General features: G+C 71.9%; 18 protein-coding genes. 5 read left to right on the top strand and 13 right to left on the bottom strand.

The genetic code is table 11. The features are described from left to right. Window positions 1-64: 64 nt before the first annotated feature. Window positions 65-1,222: a serine hydrolase domain-containing protein gene (locus tag ACH4UM_RS06130; RefSeq protein WP_398174261.1), complete on the bottom strand. Its 1,158-nt coding sequence runs from the start codon at window positions 1,220-1,222 to the stop codon at window positions 65-67. A 137-nt stretch (window positions 1,223-1,359) separates the two neighbouring features. Here ACH4UM_RS06130 and ACH4UM_RS06125 point away from each other — a divergent pair, with 137 nt between their 5' ends. Further along, complete coding sequence (locus ACH4UM_RS06125; protein ID WP_398174258.1) at window positions 1,360-2,172, top strand: EI24 domain-containing protein; 813 nt, start codon at window positions 1,360-1,362, stop codon at window positions 2,170-2,172. On the opposite strand, the gene ACH4UM_RS06120 is transcribed toward ACH4UM_RS06125, so the two are convergent. From ACH4UM_RS06120 to ACH4UM_RS06110, 3 genes are all read right to left on the bottom strand, one after another. After that, window positions 2,117-3,406 carry a pyroglutamyl peptidase gene (locus ACH4UM_RS06120; protein ID WP_398174255.1) on the bottom strand — a complete coding sequence of 430 codons (1,290 nt, stop codon included), beginning with the start codon at window positions 3,404-3,406 and terminating at the stop codon, window positions 2,117-2,119. The genes ACH4UM_RS06125 and ACH4UM_RS06120 overlap by 56 nt on opposite strands. A gap of 338 nt (window positions 3,407-3,744) precedes the next feature. Further along, a complete protein-coding gene (locus ACH4UM_RS06115; RefSeq protein WP_398174252.1) occupies window positions 3,745-4,740 on the bottom strand; it encodes an aldose epimerase family protein in 996 nt (331 codons plus the stop codon). A 15-nt stretch (window positions 4,741-4,755) separates the two neighbouring features. Beyond that, entirely contained in the window at window positions 4,756-5,655 is a 900-nt protein-coding gene (locus ACH4UM_RS06110) for an SGNH/GDSL hydrolase family protein (RefSeq protein ID WP_398174249.1), read from the bottom strand. Between the two features lie 258 nt (window positions 5,656-5,913). On the opposite strand from ACH4UM_RS06110, the gene ACH4UM_RS06105 reads away from it, so the two are divergent. After that, a complete protein-coding gene (locus tag ACH4UM_RS06105) occupies window positions 5,914-6,408 on the top strand; it encodes a DUF3145 domain-containing protein (RefSeq protein ID WP_398174246.1) in 495 nt (164 codons plus the stop codon). Between the two features lie 81 nt (window positions 6,409-6,489). On the opposite strand, the gene ACH4UM_RS06100 is transcribed toward ACH4UM_RS06105, so the two are convergent. The 5 genes from ACH4UM_RS06100 to fasR all read right to left on the bottom strand — a co-directional run bounded on the left by ACH4UM_RS06100 (window position 6,490) and on the right by fasR (window position 11,462). After that, window positions 6,490-7,761, bottom strand: a complete 1,272-nt coding sequence (locus ACH4UM_RS06100; RefSeq protein ID WP_398174243.1) for a beta-ketoacyl-[acyl-carrier-protein] synthase family protein — start codon at window positions 7,759-7,761, stop codon at window positions 6,490-6,492. Window positions 7,762-7,847: 86 nt separating this feature from the next. Then, window positions 7,848-8,096, bottom strand: a complete 249-nt coding sequence (locus ACH4UM_RS06095) for an acyl carrier protein (protein ID WP_030341284.1) — start codon at window positions 8,094-8,096, stop codon at window positions 7,848-7,850. Between the two features lie 100 nt (window positions 8,097-8,196). Further along, window positions 8,197-9,228, bottom strand: a complete 1,032-nt coding sequence (locus tag ACH4UM_RS06090; protein WP_398174240.1) for a ketoacyl-ACP synthase III — start codon at window positions 9,226-9,228, stop codon at window positions 8,197-8,199. Between the two features lie 21 nt (window positions 9,229-9,249). Further along, window positions 9,250-10,167 (bottom strand): ACP S-malonyltransferase, encoded by a 918-nt coding sequence (locus ACH4UM_RS06085; protein ID WP_398174237.1) that lies wholly within the window; start codon window positions 10,165-10,167, stop codon window positions 9,250-9,252. 89 nt (window positions 10,168-10,256) lie between these two features. Next, a complete protein-coding gene (gene fasR / locus ACH4UM_RS06080; RefSeq protein ID WP_398174234.1) occupies window positions 10,257-11,462 on the bottom strand; it encodes a fatty acid biosynthesis transcriptional regulator FasR in 1,206 nt (401 codons plus the stop codon). A 155-nt stretch (window positions 11,463-11,617) separates the two neighbouring features. Between fasR and ACH4UM_RS06075 the strand changes: the two genes are divergently transcribed. After that, window positions 11,618-12,274 (top strand): pirin family protein, encoded by a 657-nt coding sequence (locus ACH4UM_RS06075; RefSeq protein WP_398175031.1) that lies wholly within the window; start codon window positions 11,618-11,620, stop codon window positions 12,272-12,274. A gap of 14 nt (window positions 12,275-12,288) precedes the next feature. Here ACH4UM_RS06075 and ACH4UM_RS06070 read toward each other — a convergent pair whose 3' ends face one another. Further along, a complete protein-coding gene (locus ACH4UM_RS06070) occupies window positions 12,289-13,395 on the bottom strand; it encodes a LuxR C-terminal-related transcriptional regulator (RefSeq protein WP_398174232.1) in 1,107 nt (368 codons plus the stop codon). Here ACH4UM_RS06070 and ACH4UM_RS06065 point away from each other — a divergent pair. Next, window positions 13,369-13,683 carry a hypothetical protein gene (locus tag ACH4UM_RS06065; protein ID WP_398174229.1) on the top strand — a complete coding sequence of 105 codons (315 nt, stop codon included), beginning with the start codon at window positions 13,369-13,371 and terminating at the stop codon, window positions 13,681-13,683. The genes ACH4UM_RS06070 and ACH4UM_RS06065 overlap by 27 nt on opposite strands. Before the next feature lie 195 nt (window positions 13,684-13,878). Here the strand turns inward: ACH4UM_RS06065 and ACH4UM_RS06060 are convergent, their stop codons facing one another. From ACH4UM_RS06060 to ACH4UM_RS06050, 3 genes are all read right to left on the bottom strand, one after another. Continuing rightward, the gene (locus ACH4UM_RS06060; RefSeq protein ID WP_398174226.1) at window positions 13,879-14,076 is read right to left on the bottom strand and encodes a DUF397 domain-containing protein; all 198 of its coding nucleotides are present in this window, start codon (window positions 14,074-14,076) and stop codon (window positions 13,879-13,881) included. Window positions 14,077-14,274: 198 nt separating this feature from the next. Beyond that, the gene (locus ACH4UM_RS06055) at window positions 14,275-15,093 is read right to left on the bottom strand and encodes a serine hydrolase domain-containing protein (RefSeq protein ID WP_398174223.1); all 819 of its coding nucleotides are present in this window, start codon (window positions 15,091-15,093) and stop codon (window positions 14,275-14,277) included. Between the two features lie 19 nt (window positions 15,094-15,112). Continuing rightward, window positions 15,113-15,583, bottom strand: a complete 471-nt coding sequence (locus ACH4UM_RS06050) for a GNAT family N-acetyltransferase (RefSeq protein ID WP_398174221.1) — start codon at window positions 15,581-15,583, stop codon at window positions 15,113-15,115. 270 nt (window positions 15,584-15,853) lie between these two features. On the opposite strand from ACH4UM_RS06050, the gene ACH4UM_RS06045 reads away from it, so the two are divergent. Next, window positions 15,854-16,336: a MerR family transcriptional regulator gene (locus tag ACH4UM_RS06045; RefSeq protein WP_398174218.1), complete on the top strand. Its 483-nt coding sequence runs from the start codon at window positions 15,854-15,856 to the stop codon at window positions 16,334-16,336. Window positions 16,337-16,352 lie beyond the last annotated feature (16 nt).

The following is a 16,352-nucleotide window of genomic DNA, read 5'->3' as shown; positions in this document are numbered from 1 at the left end:
GTGGGGGGTGGCGGGCCCCCGGCCCGCCGTCGGTGACCAGCCGGGCCCTTGCCCTCGATCCGGGTCAGCTCGCCAGTGTGGCTCTGTGCACCGCCCGTGCCAGCCGGTCGTTCTCCGGTGCCGCCCCGCCGGGGAAGGCGAACCGGCGCCTGGTGTAGCCGTAGGCCAGGCCGCTGGCCGGGTCGGCGAAGGCCTGGGAGCCCGCCTCGCCGCTGTGGCCGATGGTGCCCGCGCCCAGGAACGGGTGCCAGGTGTCCGCGGTCGCCTGGAAGCCCAGCCCGAACGACTTGTGGCCGCGTGCCACCAGGTCGTACCCCACGGAGTGGAACTGCCCGAACTCCGCCACCGTGTCCGGCTTGAGGAGCGGCGCCTTTCCGTCGACCTCGCTGATGGCTGCCGAGTACATCCCGGCGAGGCCACGCGCCGACGCCACTCCGCCCACCGAGGCCGGGCCCTTGGCGCGGATCACCCGCTCGTTCGGCAGGGTCTGAAGGTCGGTCGGCTCGGAGCACTGGCGGTTGAAGGCGATCGAGGCGAGGCTGCTGGGACCGTCGGGCAGTGTGTCGAGGAGCGCCTGCTGCGCGGGTGTCGGTGCCATGGGCTGTGTGGTGCGGAAGCGCGGCTCCTGGGCGGCGGGCAGGCCGAGGAAGAAGTCCAGGCCGTAGGGGGCCCGGACCCGTTCCTCGTGCAGTTCCTGGATCGTGCGGCCCGTCGCGCGCCGTACGATCTCGCCGGTGAGCGCGCCGATGACCAGGGCGTGGTAGCCGAAGGCCGTGCCGGGGCGCCAGAACGGGCGCTGGTCGGCGAGGCGTTCGGCGATCGCGCGGTCGTCGGCCAGCTCGGTGAGGGTGAAGCCGGTGTCGGTGCCCACCAGGCCCGCCCGGTGGGCGAGCAGGTCCCGCAGGGTCAGCGAGCCCTTGCCCTCGGCCGCGAACTCCGGCCAGTAGTACGTCACTTTGCGGTCGAGCTCCAGGGTGCCGTCCTGCACCAGCAGGGCGGCCACCAGGTGCGCGGCGCCCTTGGTCGACGAGTGCACCCCGTACAGCGAGCCGCCGTCGGCGCCGGTGTTCGCCCCGGCCCACAGGTCGACCACCAGCCGCCCGTGGACGTAAGCGCACAACTGTCCTTCGTAGTCGGGCCGTTCCTCCCCCACGAGCGCGGCGAACTCCGCACGCACCGGCTCGTAACCGTCGGCGACGGTGCCATGGATCTCCTGGGTCATCCGCTCTCCTCCACCTGACCGCTGCCCGCTGGTGACGCAGTGAACAAGGCTCGTGCAGTTCGGTACGGCGGAGCGTGCCCGTTCGACTCAACACCGCCGGGACCGGCCGCCGCGGGTGCCCTCGATAGAGTCTTCCCATGCGTGATCCAGTGACGGGGTTCGGCTATCTCCTGAAGGGTCAGCGCTGGATGGCCCGGCACGGAAAGGCGTACGGCTTCGGCCTGCTTCCCGGTGTCATCACGCTCGTGCTCTACGCGGCGGCCCTCACCTCGCTCGCCCTGTGGGGCGAGGACGCGGTCATCCGGGCCACGCCCTTCGCGGACGGCTGGCCCGGCCCCTGGCCCGGCCTCTTCCGCGGTTTCCTCACCGCCGTGCTGTTCGCCCTGGGCCTGCTCCTGGCCGTGGTCACCTTCACCGCGGTCACCCTCCTGATCGGCCAGCCCTTCTACGAGAACCTCTCCGGGCAGGTCGACCGGGAGGTGTCCCCCGACGGCACCGCACCCCAGTCCGGTCTTCCGCTCCCGCGCGAGCTGTGGATCTCGGCCCGTGACAGCCTCCGCATCCTCGTGCGGGCCGCGCTGTGGGGTGTGCTGCTGTTCGCCCTGGGGTTCCTTCCGCTCGTCGGGCAGACGGCCGTACCGGTGATCGGGTTCTTCGTCACCGGCTTCTTCCTCACCGAGGAACTCACCGCCGTCGCCCTCCAGCGCCGCGGTGTCGAACTCCGCGCCCGGCTCGTCCTTCTGCGCTCCCGCAGGACGCTGGTCTGGGGCTTCGGCACTCCGCTGGGCCTGGCCTTCCTGGTCCCCTTCGCCGCGGTGTTCCTCATGCCGGGCGCGGTCGCGGGCGCCACCCTGCTCGTCCGCGACCTGCTGGAGGAGGAGACGGACGACCGGGTCACCTCGGCGCCGCAGCCACCGCCACCGCCAGAATCGCCCGCACCTGCGCGATGATGTCCAGCCGCATCCGTACGAACTCGGGATCGGTGACCGTGCCGGTGGCCGGGTCGGTGTTGCCGGGGCCGAACTGCAGCACCGGCGTGTGCACATGGCCGCCGGGGAGCGTGTCGTGCAGGCCCAGGCGGTCGCGGAGCAGGGTCGCGCGGTAGGCGATCTCGTTGGAGAGGTAGTCGCCGCCCCCTCCCGCCCGGGCGGTCGAGCCGGGCGTCGGTCCGTCCGGCCGTACGACCGGGTCGCTGCCACCCGCCGGAATCTCCGTCACCTCCGTGTGGTCGTACACGGGGAAGGGTCCGGTGTGCGCGGCCACGACGGCCTGGTACGGCAGGGTCGTCGTGGTCCACTGCGGCTGTGTGGCCGGGTCGGTGACCGGGATGGTCTCCGTGCGGGAGACGTTGTCGTTGTCCGGGAAGCCGCCCCGCCAGGCGCCGTTGGTGCGCTCGATGTCGAACCGCCCGGGCCGGCCCTGGCTCACGGTCGTGAACAGGTCCACCTTCGGCAGGTACGGCCGCAGCGTCCGCTCCACCGTCCCTTCCCCGGAGCCGAACGCCTGGGAGGTGGACCCGGCGAAGTCCCGCCAGCGCACCGGGAAGACGGCGGTCTCGACGCGCGCCGGGCCGGCCGGGGTCTCGATCACCGTGCCGTCGAGGGCCAGCGCGCTCGCCCCGGAGGGGTTGGAGATGCGGATGTCCCGGTCCAGGGTGAAGGGGTCGAAACCGGTGAGCAGGACACGCCTGGGGCCGGCCGTGCCGCGGTGCGGGTAGCAGATGTCCGTCTGGCCGCGTGAGGTGCGTTCCAAGTCGTCCAGCAGTGCGGCGCGTTGGGCCCGGGTGAGTCCGAACTCCGGCTCCCAGGTGCGTACCTCCCGGGTCATCGCCAGCCGCGCCCAGTAGAGCGGCCGGTCGTCGTCGCGGCTGATGTCCCCGCCCGCGGGGCCGCGGCCCTGCGCCCGGTCGACGGCCCGCCGCCACAGCGCGGTTCCCTCACCGGCGACGACGCGGCGGGCCTGCGCGTAGGAGCGGGCGCGCGTCAGCTCGCGGTCGAACCCGGTGGCCACGGAGTCGAATCCGGAGCGCCTGAGGATCTCCTGGGGGACGGCCCCGCCGAGCCGCTCTTCCTCGACGGTCGGGGCGGCAGCCGGATCGGCGCCGGCCGCGGTGGCCGCGGGGGTGGTGAGGCCCGCCACCAGGGCAAGGCCCATGGCTCCGATCCGAACACGCAGTAAATTCAACGGAGTTCGGGTCCTTCCGTCACAGTGGGTTGCGTGGTGCCGGACTGCGGCAGTATCGCGTGCCGGAAGTGGCGTGCGCCATGGTGCGTGGCGTGCGTGGGCGGCGGGGCGGCCCGCCCGGGTGCGGCGGGCGGGGAGGGCGGACTCATGGGTGTTTGTGAAGACCTCGTACGAGGTTGCGGCCGGACGCTCGATCACCGGCCACCGCGTCACCACGGCGATTAACGTCTGAGCCGGGAGGTCCGGGAGGGCCTCCCCGTGAGCAGCCCCGGTCCGGGACCTGACCCTGGACCGGGGCTCGTCACACCGGGGCCGCACCGCGGCCGCACCACGACTCGTCACATGGGCGGCGGGGAGGGGGCCCGGCGCGCCGAGAAGCCGTACACCGTCTGCGAGCGGAAGACCTCGCCCGGTCTGAGCTGTGTGCTGGGGAAGTCGGGCCGGTTGGGCGAGTCCGGGAAGTGCTGGGTCTCCAGGGCGATGCCTTCGCCGGGGCCGAAGGGCGCGCCGAGGTGGTCTGCGGTGTAGAGCTGGAGGCCCGGCTCGGTGGTCGCCACCGTCAGCACGCGGCCGGAGGCCGGGTCGTGCAGCTCGGCGACCTCCTCGGCGGCCGCCGTCACACCCTTGTCGAGGACGAAGTTGTGGTCGTGGCCGGAGCCGACCTTGCGGGTCTGCCGGAAGTCCAGGCGCGTGCCCGCGACCTCGGCGGGCGCTCCGGCCGGGATCAGGCCGGCGTCGGCCGGGGTGTAGCGGGAGGCGGCGAGCCGCAGTTCGTGACCGCCCGCGTTGCCCGAGCCGCTCAGGTTCCAGTACGAGTGGTTGGTCAGGTTGACGACGGTCGGCGCGTCGGTGACGGCCTCGTAGGCGATGCGCAGCGCACCCGACTCGTCCAGGGTGTACGTCGCCGTGACCTCCAGCCGGCCCGGGAAGCCCTCCTCACCGTGCGGGCTGATCCGGGTGAGCCGTACACCGTGCCCGACGGGCGTGACGTCCCACACGCGCTTGTCGAAGCCGCGCTCGCCGCCGTGCAGCGAGTTGGACCCGTCGTTCTGCGCGAGCGCGTAGGTGCGGCCGTCCAGCGGGAAGCGGCCGCCGGCGATCCGGTTGGCGTAACGGCCGATCAGAGCGCCCAGGAACGGCTCCGGATGGGTCAGGTAGCCGTCCAGGTCCGGGAAGCCCAGCACCACGTCCGTGGTGTTCCCCTCCCGGTCCGGCACCTCGACCGACTGCACGATCCCGCCGTACGACAGCACCCCTACCCGTACTCCGCCCCGCTCCAGGGTCCAGCGATGGACCTCGGTGCCGTCGGAAAGTGTGCCGAAAAGTTCGCCCATGTGGGAAACCCTAGGTCACGGGTTCTTCGCGGTGACAGTGCGGTATGCGATCTCGGCCAGGTGCGCCTGGCCGTTCCTGCTCGGGTGGAACCAGTCCCAGTGGCTGAGCTGTTCGGCGTCGAAGCGGTAGTCGAAGACCGCGTTGTGGTCGAAGCGGCAGCGGCGGTCCTTGGCGCAGACCTGCGCCAGCACCTTGTTGTACTCCTCCACCCGCGCCTGCACGGTGTCGCGCCGCTGGGTCGCCGCCGCGTCCAGCGCGTCCGCGTCGCCCAGCATCGACGGGCAGATCCCCAGGCTCCAGATCTGCTTGCCGAGCGGGTTCGCACGCCCCTGTGACCAGAGCCGCTTCAGGTTCGGCACGCTGGAGACGTACACCTGAGTTTTGGGCAGAGCCTGGCGCAGCGTGTCCATCGCGTTCTGGAACCCGGCGCGGAAGTCCGCCACCGAGGTCATCGCGGAGGTGCTGGTGCGGCAGGCGTCATTGGCGCCGGCCATCACCGTCACCAGCTGCGGCCGCCGCAGCACCGCCTGCGCCATCTGCCCGGTCACATCGGCCATCCGGGCCCCCGTCACCGCGTAGTTCCAGCTGCGCTGCGCCGCCCCGGCCACCCCGAGGAGCCGCACCGCCAGGCTGTCGACCGCCGCGTCGCTGCCCGTCGCCCACGACACCTCCGGGCAGTCCGACAGCACCGCGCACGCGTCGAAGCCGCGGGTGATGGAATCGCCGACCGCGGCGATCGAGTCCGGGCTGCGGTCCCAGGCGGGCCTCCGCGTCGGGGACGGATGGGCCGCTCTCCCGCCCGTGTCCCGTGGGCCGGAGGCATCGTCACCGACGGTGTCGCAGCCCGCGACGGCCAGCACGGCCGCCGCCACCACGGCGAGAGCGGCCCGCCCACGGTGACTTCGCTTCCGCATCCCCTGGTGATCCCCTCGGTCGTCGTGCAGTACTTCGCTCCCCTCCATAAGAACGCGCGGGAGTTCCCGTCCCCACCCGATGGGACGGCTCGGACCCGTACAAGCGTCCCCCTGGGTGAATGGGAGGCGTTTCCTTACACCGGGACGGACGGTACGTCACACTCCTTGCGCCGTCGCACGGTAGCCTCGCCATCAACGTGGCCCTGCGCCACTTACGTCCGCCCGCTTGCACCATGCCCGCTCTGCCCGGAGGTCCCGGTGACGACACGTGGAGTCCTGTACGTGCACTCCGCGCCGCGCGCGCTGTGCCCGCACGTCGAGTGGGCCGTCGCCGGGGTGCTCGGTACGCGCGTCAGCCTGGACTGGATCCGGCAGCCCGCCGCGCCCGGCACCTGGCGCTCGGAGTTCTCCTGGCAGGGTGAGGCCGGCACCGCGTCCAAGCTCGCCTCCGCGCTGCGCGGCTGGCACCTGCTGCGCTTCGAGGTCACCGCCGAGCCCTGCCCCACCGCAGAGGGCGAGCGCTACAGCTGCACCCCCGACCTCGGCATCTTCCACGCCGTCACCGGCATCCACGGCGACATCCTCATCCCCGAGGACCGCCTGCGCGCCGCCCTGCTCCGCTCCCAGCGCGGCGAGACCGATCTCGAGGCCGAACTCGCCAAACTCCTGGGCAAGCCCTGGGACGACGAGCTGGAGCCGTTCCGGTACGCGGGCGAGGGGGCCCCGGTGCGCTGGCTTCACCAGGTGGTCTGACACCGCACCCCCTCAAGCGGTGAAGGGCCCCCACCGATCGGTGGGGGCCCTTCAGACGCGTACCGGTGTTTCTTCGGCCGTTCAGACCGTCCGGAAGGCAAGCACCACGTTGTGCCCACCGAACCCGAACGAGTCGTTCAGGGCCGCGATGCGGCCCTCGACGGGCAGCTTGCGGGCCTCGCCGCGGACCACGTCCGCGTTCGCCTCGGCCTCGGGGTCGATGTTCTCGACGTTGATGGTCGGCGGAGCCACCCGGTGGTACAGGGCCAGCACGGTCGCCACCGACTCCACGCCGCCCGCGCCACCGAGCAGGTGACCGGTCATCGACTTGGTCGCGGAGACCGCCATGTGGTCGGCGTCGTCGCCGAAGACCTTGCGCAGCGCCTTCAGTTCGGCGATGTCACCGGCCGGCGTGGAGGTGGCGTGCGCGTTGACGTGCACGATCTCGGCCGGGTCCAGGTCGGTGCGCTCCAGCAGGTTCAGCAGCGCGTGCGAGATGCCGCGGCCCTCCGGCTCCGGCTGCACGATGTCGTGGCTGTCGGCGGAGATGCCCTGGCCGACCGCCTCCGCGTAGACACGGGCACCGCGCTTGGCGGCGTGCTCGGCGGACTCCAGTACGAGCACACCGGCGCCCTCGCCGAGGACGAAGCCGTCCCGGCCCACGTCGTAGGGGCGCGAGGCGCCCTCGGGGTTCTCGTTGTTCTTGGACATCGCCATCATGTTGCCGAACGCGGCGATGGGCAGCGGGTGGATCGCCGCCTCCGTGCCACCCGCGACGACGACGTCGGCACGGCCGGTGCGGATCATCTCGATGGCGTAGCCGATGGCCTCGGCGCCCGACGCGCAGGCGGAGACCGGCGTGTGCACGCCCGCGCGGGCGCCGACGAGCAGGCCCACGTTGGCCGAGGGGCCGTTCGGCATCAGCATGGGGACGGTGTGCGGGGAGACGCGGCGGACGCCCTTCTCCTTCAGCACGTCGTACTGGTCCAGCAGGGTCGTCACACCGCCGATGCCGGAGGCGATGACCGCACCGAGCCGGTCCGGGTCGATGGCGGCGTCCTCGCCCGCCTTGGCGGTGAAGCCGGCGTCGGCCCAGGCCTCCTGGGCGGCGATCAGCGCGAACTGCGCCGAGCGGTCCAGACGGCGCGCCTGCGGCCGCGGGATGGTCTCGGTCGGCTCCACGGCGACCGGGGCCGCGATACGGACGGCCTGCTCGGCCGCCCAGTCCTGCTCGAGGGGCTTGACTCCGGACTTGCCGGCGATCAGACCCTCCCAGGTAGAGGCTGCGTCGCCACCCAGCGGTGTGGTTGCGCCGATACCGGTGACGACCACGGTGCGATTGGTCGAGCTCACGGGAATTCTTTCTCCAACGGAACGAGGATTCGTACGGCGCCACCGCCGGGTGGCGGGGCAGTCAGCCCTAGGCAGTGATCGGTAGATCAGGCCTGGTGCTTGAGGATGTAGTCGGTCGCGTCGCCGACCGTCTTGAGGTTCTTGACGTCCTCGTCGGGGATCTTGACGTCGAAGCGCTCTTCGGCGGCGACGACGACCTCGACCATGGACAGCGAGTCGACGTCCAGGTCGTCGGTGAAGGACTTGTCCAGCTGGACGTCCTCGACCGGGATCCCGGCGATCTCGTTCACGATCTCGGCGAGACCGGCGACGATCTCTTCCTGAGTGGCGGCCATGTCGGCGCTCCTTCGTTGATATCCAGAGGGTGTGGCGCCCGCCGCGGCAGCGGCAGGTGTTGCGGTGCCCGCACCGGAAGCATGATCCGGCACGGAGTGCCTAGGGGAGGGTAACGACCGTCGCGGCGTAGACGAGACCCGCCCCGAAGCCGATGACGAGCGCGGTGTCGCCGCTCTTCGCCTCGCCGGTCGCCAGAAGCCGCTCCATCGCGAGCGGAATCGAGGCGGCCGAGGTGTTGCCGGTGGTGCGGATGTCACGGGCGACCGTGACGTGCTCCGGCAGTTTCAGCGTCTTCACCATCGAGTCGATGATCCGCACGTTGGCCTGGTGCGGGATGAAGACGTCCAGCTCGTCCGGGGTGATCCCGGCCGCGTCCAGCGCCTGCTGGGCGACCTTCGCCATCTCGAACACGGCCCAGCGGAACACCGCCTGGCCCTCCTGCGTGATCGCAGGGAACTTGACGTTGCCCTCGCTGTCCAGGGGCAGCTGGGACACGTCGCCCGCCCGGAAACGGTCCCACGGCACGGTCTGCTTGATGGTCTCGGACTTGTCGCCCTCCGAGCCCCACACGGTCGGGCCGATCGCGGGCTCCTGCGAGGGACCGACCACGACCGCGCCGGCGCCGTCGCCGAACAGGAAGGCCGTGGCCCGGTCCTCGAGGTCGGTCAGGTCGCTCAGCCGCTCCACGCCGATGACGAGCACGTACTCCGCCGAGCCCTCGACGATCATGCCCTTGGCCAGGGTGAGCCCGTAGCCGAAGCCGGCGCAGCCCGCCGAGATGTCGAAGGCGGCCGCCTTGTTGGTGCCCAGCCTGTCGGCGATCTCGGTGGCCACGGCCGGGGTCTGGCTGAAGTGCGAGACGGTCGAGACGACCACGGCGCCGATCTGCTCGGCGTCGATGCCGGCGTCCGCGATCGCCTTGCCCGAGGCCTCGACCGACATCGCGGCGACGGTCTCCTCCGGCGACGCCCAGTGCCGGGTCTCGATGCCGGAGCGCGAACGGATCCACTCGTCGGACGAGTCGATCTTCTCGAGGATCACCTCGTTGGGCACCACGCGCGTGGGCCGGTAGCCGCCCACGCCGAGGATGCGCGCGTACGGGGCGCCCTTGCTGGGCTTGATCTTCGACATGATCGTCGGCTCCTTTGGGCGTCAGGCGTGGGCGTGCTCGGTGATGAGCTCACGGGCCGCGTCGAGGTCGTCGGGGGTCTTCAGTGCCAGGGTCCGCACCCCGGGCAGGGCGCGCTTGGCGAGACCGGTGAGCGTGCCGCCGGGGCACACCTCGAGCAGGGCGGTGGCGCCGAGCTCCTTGAAGGTCTCCATGCACAGGTCCCAGCGGACCGGGTTGGCGACCTGGCCGACCAGCCGCTCGACGACCTCGGCTCCGCTGTGCACCGCCTGGCCGTCCTTGTTGGAGACGTAGGTGACCTTCGGGTCGGCGGGCGTGAGCGACTTGGCGGCCTCGGCCAGCCTGTCGACCGCGGGGGCCATGTGGTGGGTGTGGAAAGCGCCGGCCACCTTCAGCGGGACGACCTTGCGCACGCCTTCGGGCTTGTCCTCGTTCAGCGCGGCGAGCTGCTCCATGGTGCCGGCGGCCACGATCTGGCCCGCGCCGTTGACGTTCGCCGGGGTCAGGCCGAGCCTGAGCAGGTGCGCGACGGACACCTCCGGGTCGCCGCCGAGCAGCGCCGACATGCCCGTCTCGGTGATCGCGGCGGCCTCGGCCATCGCCAGGCCCCGCCTGCGGACCAGGGTCAGCGCGGCGGTCTCGTCCAGCACGCCCGCGAAGGCGGCGGCGGTGATCTCACCGACGCTGTGACCGGCGACGGCACCGGGTGCCATGTCACCGAGTGCCGCGGCCGACAGGAGGCCCGCGGCGACGAGCAGCGGCTGGGCCACCGCAGTGTCACGGATCGCGTCCGCGTCGGCCTGCGTCCCGTAGTGGACGAGGTCCAGTCCGATGGCGTCCGACCAGGCCGCCACGCGGTCGGCGGCACCGGGCAGTTCGAGCCAGGGGGTCAGGAAGCCGGGCGTCTGGGCGCCCTGGCCGGGAGCGACGAGTACGAGCACTCTCACACTCTCTCTTGGGGACGGCCACGGCCGCCCGTGGGGACAGGGACGAAGAACACGGAGGGGTTTTGTGGACCCCCGACAAAATCCTAGGCCTGGGGATCACCGTCGGCCAGACGCCCCAGGATCAGCGCGATCCTCAGCGTGAACGCGGATCGTACATCGGAGGGCGACCAGCCGGTGACGTCAGTCACACGTCGGAGCCGGTAGCGCACGGTGTTCGGGTGAACGAAGAGCATCCTGGCCGCGCCTTCCAGACTGCTCGCCTGCTCCAGATACACGCTGAGCGTTTCCAGCAGAGCGGAGCCGGCCTCCTCCAGCGGTCTGTAGATCTCCTCTACCAACTGCTCCCGCGCGCCCGGATCACCGGCGATGGCGCGCTCCGGCAGCAGATCGTCCGCCAGCACCGGCCGCGGCGCGTCCTGCCAGGCGGAACACGCCTTCAGCCCGGCCGCGGCGGCCTGCGCGGACCGGGTCGCGGCCAGCAGGTCGGGCACGATCGGCCCGGCCACCACCGGTCCGGCCGCATACGGCCCGATCAGCGACTTGGCCACCGCCAGCGGGTTGTCGCTGCCGCCCGCGATCACGACCAGCCGGTCCCCGAGCACCCCGGTGAGCACCTGCAGCTTGGCGTGCCGGGCGGCCCGCCGGATGGCTTCCACGGTCAGCTCGGAGTCCCCGTCGGGCGCGGTCCCGAGCACGACGCACACATGCTCGGGGGAGTTCCACCCGAGCGCTGCGGCCCGCGACACCGCGCCCTCGTCGGCCTCACCGCTGAGCACGGCGTTGACCACCAGCGACTCCAGCCGGGCGTCCCAGGCACCGCGTGCCTCGGCGGCCTGGGCGTACACCTGGGCGGTGGCGAAGGCGATCTCACGGGCGTACACGAGCAGCGCCTCGCGCAGCACCGACTCGTCCCCGGGCGCGGCCACCTCGTCGATGGCGGACTCCATGACCTCGATGGTGGTGCGCACCATCTCCACGGTCTGCCGCAGGGTGATCGCCCGGGTCAGCTCACGAGGGGCGGTCCCGAACACATCGGTGGAGATCGCCTGGGGTGCGTCGGGATGCCGGAACCACTCGGTGAAGGCGGCGATGCCCGCCTGGGCCACGAGCCCGATCCAGGAACGGTTCTCCGGGGGCATGGCCCGGTACCACGGCAGCGTCTCGTCCATGCGTGCGATGGCCTGGGCGGCGAGAGACCCGGAGGACTTCTCCAGCCGTTTCAGGGTCGCGGAGTGCGGATGGACGGAGTGCGCGGTGGCTTCGGTCTTGCGGGATTCGGGTTCGGGCACGGGGACAAGACTGCCTTATCCGGACGCCAGTGCGTGTCGCCGGGTCTGTGCTTGAGGCTCGGCCGCCTTCGGGACGCCAAAGGGGGTGTCACCTGGGTGTGCCCCTGCCGTGGCTGCGGCCCAGCTCGCCCGGCAGGGCTACGGTGGTGCGTGTGATGGACGTACGGCGCGCGGCAGAGCGCTACGAGGGCGGCGAGCCGGCCGCCGGGATCACTTCCCGGCACGCCTTCTCCTTCGGCCCGCACTACGACCCCGACAACCTCCGCTTCGGGGCGGTGATCGCCTGCAACGAGGAGCGACTGGCCCCCGGCGCCGGCTTCGACGAGCACCCGCACAGCCATACCGAGATCGTCACCTGGGTCGTCGAGGGCGAGCTGACCCATCGCGACTCCACGGGCCACGAGACGGTCGTCCGCCCCGGCGACGTGCAGCGCCTCAGCTCGGCGGGCGGGGTCCGCCACGTCGAGCGCAACGACGCCGACGTCCCCCTGACCTTCGTCCAGATGTGGCTGGCGCCCCTGGAACCCGGCGGCGACCCCTGCTACGAGCTCGTCCACGGCATCGCCGACTCCACTCCGTACGCCGTGCCGGAGGCCGCCGCCATGCTCCACGTGCGGCGCCTGACCGCGGGGGAACGGACGGCGGTCCCGGACGCGGCGTATGCGTACGTCCATGTCGTACGCGGCGAAGTGCGTCTGGGCAGCGAGCAGTTGGGCCCGGGCGACGCGGCCCGCATCACGGACGCCGACGGTCTGGAGGCCTTCGCCGTGACGCACGCGGAGCTGCTGGTGTGGGAGATGACCGCTGCGTGAGCGGCACACCGCTGTCAGTCGTTCAGTAGGCGCGCGAGGTCGACCCGGGAGCGGACTCCCAACTGGGTGAACGCATTCCGCAGGTGGTACTCGACCGTGCGAGTGCTGATCGCCAGCTCGCGAGCGACCTCGCGGTTGGTCGCCCCCTGCGCGACCTTGCGGGCGATGCGCAGCTGCTGCGGCGTGAGGAGCTCGATCAGGCCGGTCTGCGGGGTGTCGCCCGTCGTCTCTCCTGCCGCGCGGAGTTCGTCGCGGGCGCGTTCCGCCCAGACGGCGGCACCGCACCGCTCGAATCCCACGGCCGCGTTCCGCAACTGCGTCCTGGCCTCCACGGGCCGCCGCCGGCGGCGCAGCCACATGCCGTAGGCGAGAAGGGTGCGGGCATGCTCGAACGGGCCGTCCACCGTTTCGTGCAGATCGAGCGCCTCCCGGTAGAGCGCCTCGCTCCGGTCGTGGCGCGCGACCAGCGCTCGGCAACGCCGGAGCACCGCAGGCGCCTGCGGATCCGCGCCCATGGCGGCCCACACGGCGTACAGGTCGATCAAATCGTCCACGCAGCCGTCATGTTCGGCGAGCACGGTCGCCTCGATGTGGCAGGGCACCGCCAGCACCCACAGGCCGAAGTGGCCCCGCCGGGGGCCGGACCGGACGAGGAGCGAGAGCCGGGCGGCCGCGTGCTCGGGGTGACCGTGGCCGGGGTCGGCCCGGGCCTGCGCCCACTCGGCGAGTGTACGGGCCTGGGTCAGCCCGTGTGGGTGTGCGATGTCGAGCGCGGTCCGCGCGTGCACGGTCACCGTGGCGAGGTCGCCCGAGATGGAGGAGACCATGGCGAGGATGGCCGAGAGGTTCGCCGTGAGGTTGCGCATGCCGGGTGCGGCCGCCGCCGCGAGTCCGGCCTCGGCATGGGCACGGGCCTGGTGGTGGCGCCCCGCCCGCAGCTCTGCGTAGGCAAGGTGCTCCAGTGCGCGCGCGATGAGAGGCCCGCCTCCGGCCGAGCGCGCGGCCGCCAGGGCGAGGCCGAGGACATGGCGGGCCCGGGGGATGTCGCCGAGGAGCAGCGCCATGCTCCCGGCGTTGAGCAGGTCCTCGGTGGCGTGACGCGCCGAGAACAGGTCCAGCACCGAGCGGAGCAGGACGTTCGCGCGCCTGAAGTCACCCTGAACATCGGTGCGGCGCTGAACGAGCATCTCGCGCAGGACATCAGGTGCCTGCACCAGAGCCAGAAACACTACGGCCTGAACACCTGGTTCGCGGGCCACCGCAACGGCGCGTCGGGACTGAGCAACCCCAGCACCACCGACATCAACCACTACAAGGCCGCCGTCTACTGGATCAAGGCGCAGCTCGACAGCGACTCCGCCGATCTCCGCAAGGACACCCGGTTCTGGGTGCAGGTGCCCGCCATCTGATCGTGGGCAGCGAGTCCACCGGTCTGGAGCCTCGGCGCGCTCACAGGGCTCCAGACCGGTCATACCGACCGCCGTTCTTCGCGATACCGCTCCGCGCCCACGCCCCGACCGCGGCCCGCGCAGTTCTGGAGCCGGTGTCACCCGCTGACCTGGACTGGCTGCCGACGTTTCGCAAGTGGGGACTGCGCCGCCTGCCTACTGCAGCCCGGCGATGACCGCGCTCCAGGCCTCCGCGCCGACGGTCACCACCGGACCGGACGGGGTCTTGCTGTCGCGGACCGGTATGGTGCCGGTCGGGCAGTCGTCGGCGACCTCGACGCAGTCGCCGCCGGTGTTGCCGCTGTAGCTGGATTTACGCCACTGTGCGTTCCTCGGGCTGGGTCCGGTCTCCATAGCGTTCCTCCATCAGCCGGCTGCGGGTCGAGGTCGCCGACCGGTGCCCGAAGATGCCCGTACGGAGAGTCGGCGATCCGCTCGCCGAGGGCGGGCGTGGGCTGGCGCTCTTGGCTGCCGTCACTGACCGGTGGGGTGTCACCGTGCACCCGGACGGGCAGGGCAAGACCGTGTGGTTCGAGTGCCTGCGCGTCGGTGTCAGCGCAGTTCCGCCAGTACCGCGTCCGTGAACGCCGGCCACGCCTCGATCGCCCACGGGCCGAAGGCGCGGTCCGTCAACACCACGCAGGCCGCGCCCGCGTCCGGGTCGACCCACAGGAACGTGCCGGACTGGCCGAAGTGGCCGAAGGTGCGCGGGGAAGAGGAAGCGCCGGTCCAGTGCGGGGACTTGGAGTCGCGGATCTCGAAGCCCAGGCCCCAGTCGTTGGGGTTCTGGTGGCCGTAGCCCGGCAGGACGCCCTTCGTGCCCGGGTACTGGACCGTCATCGCCTCGGCGACCGTGCGGGCATCGAGCAGGCGCGGTGCCTGGACCTCGGCGGCGAAGCGCAGCAGGTCCTCGACCGTGGAGACGCCGTCCTTCGCCGGGGAGCCGTCGAGGGTCGTCCGCGTCATTCCCAGGGGGTCCAGCACCGCCTGGCGCAGGTACTCGGCGAAGGGGATGTCCGTCGCCTTGGCGACATGGTCGCCGAGCTGCTCGAAGCCGGCGTTCGAGTACAGCCGCCGCTCGCCCGGCGGGGCCGTCACCCGGTGCTCGTCGAAGGCCAGGCCCGAGGTGTGGGCGAGGAGATGACGGACGGTCGCACCGGGCGGTCCGGCCGGCTCGTCCAGCTCGATCGCCCCCTCCTCGTAGGCGACGAGCACGGCGTACGCGGCCAGCGGCTTGGTGACCGAAGCAAGGGGGAAGCGCTGCCCGGCCGGGCCGTGGGTGCCCACGACCGTCCCGTCCGCGCGCACGACGCCCGCCGCGGCGGTGGGGACCGGCCAGTTCTCGATCGACGCCAGGCTGTTCAACGACATGAGGCCGAGCCTATGCGGCTCAGAGCGTCAACCGCATCGAGGGGTCCGGCTTGCGGACGAATCCCAGGGCGGCGTACAGCGGCTCGGCCTCGGCGGAGGCGTTGAGTTCGGCCTGCCCGGCGCCCCGCTCGCGGAACCAGTCCAGCAGCTCCTCCATGCACGCGCGCGCATAGCCGCGGCGGCGCGCCCCCGGGTCGGTCGCGACGCTGAACACGTGCCCGACCCGCCCGTGCGGATTGCCGTTCCGCCCGATGCGGTACTCCAGTGCCCCGGCCACCAGCGCGGCCAGCGCCCCCGGCCGTTCCGGATGGTCCACGACGAGCGCCACGAAGTCTCCGTCCGGCTCGGCCAGCTTCGCCCTGAGCGTGGGCAGGGACGCGGCGTGCCAGTCCGTGGAGGTGCCGGCGGCGAACATCGAGTCGATCATCACCTGGCGCAGCCGCAGCACTTCCCCGGCGTCCTCGGGCCCGGCCCGTCGTACGAGACTCATGGCCCGCACGCTAGTGCTGCGACCGGAAGGGTTCACCGGCTCGCGACGCCCGGCACGGCACCTCGCCGCGTTGTCGCAGCACCCGAGCACATCCAGTACGCGGGCGGTGCTCCGCCGTGCGATGCACCGCACCGGACGCCGCGAGCCTTCCGGCAAACCTTTCCGGCCACAGCACCAGCCACCGCACCCGTGCCGCGTCGTCCGTATTTCTTACCGGGTTACCGGGTTCCCCTTGCTTGGAGTGCACTCCAAGGTCATAGCGTGGAGCCCATGACGGTGATGCAGACCACGGCCGTGACCACCGAGGAGACCGAGGCAGCCGACGTCTGTTCCGCTCCGCCCCCGCGCCATCCGCGTCCCGACGGGCAGGACAGCTACACGATCAGCGAGGTCGTCGCCTTCACCGGCCTGACGGCCCACACCCTGCGCTGGTACGAGCGGATCGGGCTGATGGCCCACGTCGACCGCTCGCACACCGGCCAGCGCCGTTACACCAACCGCGACCTGGACTGGCTCGACCTGGTCGGCAAGCTCCGGCTGACCGGCATGCCGGTCGCCGACATGGTCCGGTACGCGGAGCTGGTGCGGGCGGGGGAGAGCACGTACGGCGAACGGCACGAGCTGCTGGAGGCGACCCGCCGCGACGTCCTGGCCCGGATCGCCGAGCTGCGGGACACCCTCGCGGTCCTGGACCGGAAGATCGGCTTCTACGCCGGCGCCGGTCGTCCCGTGGAGGCCGATCGGGCCCGCTGACGGGTCCTCGCGCCCG

Origin of the sequence: Streptomyces sp. NPDC020801 (assembly GCF_044334385.1) — a bacterium.
GTDB lineage: Bacteria > Actinomycetota > Actinomycetes > Streptomycetales > Streptomycetaceae > Streptomyces.
This window is presented reverse-complemented; position numbering and strand designations above follow the sequence as displayed.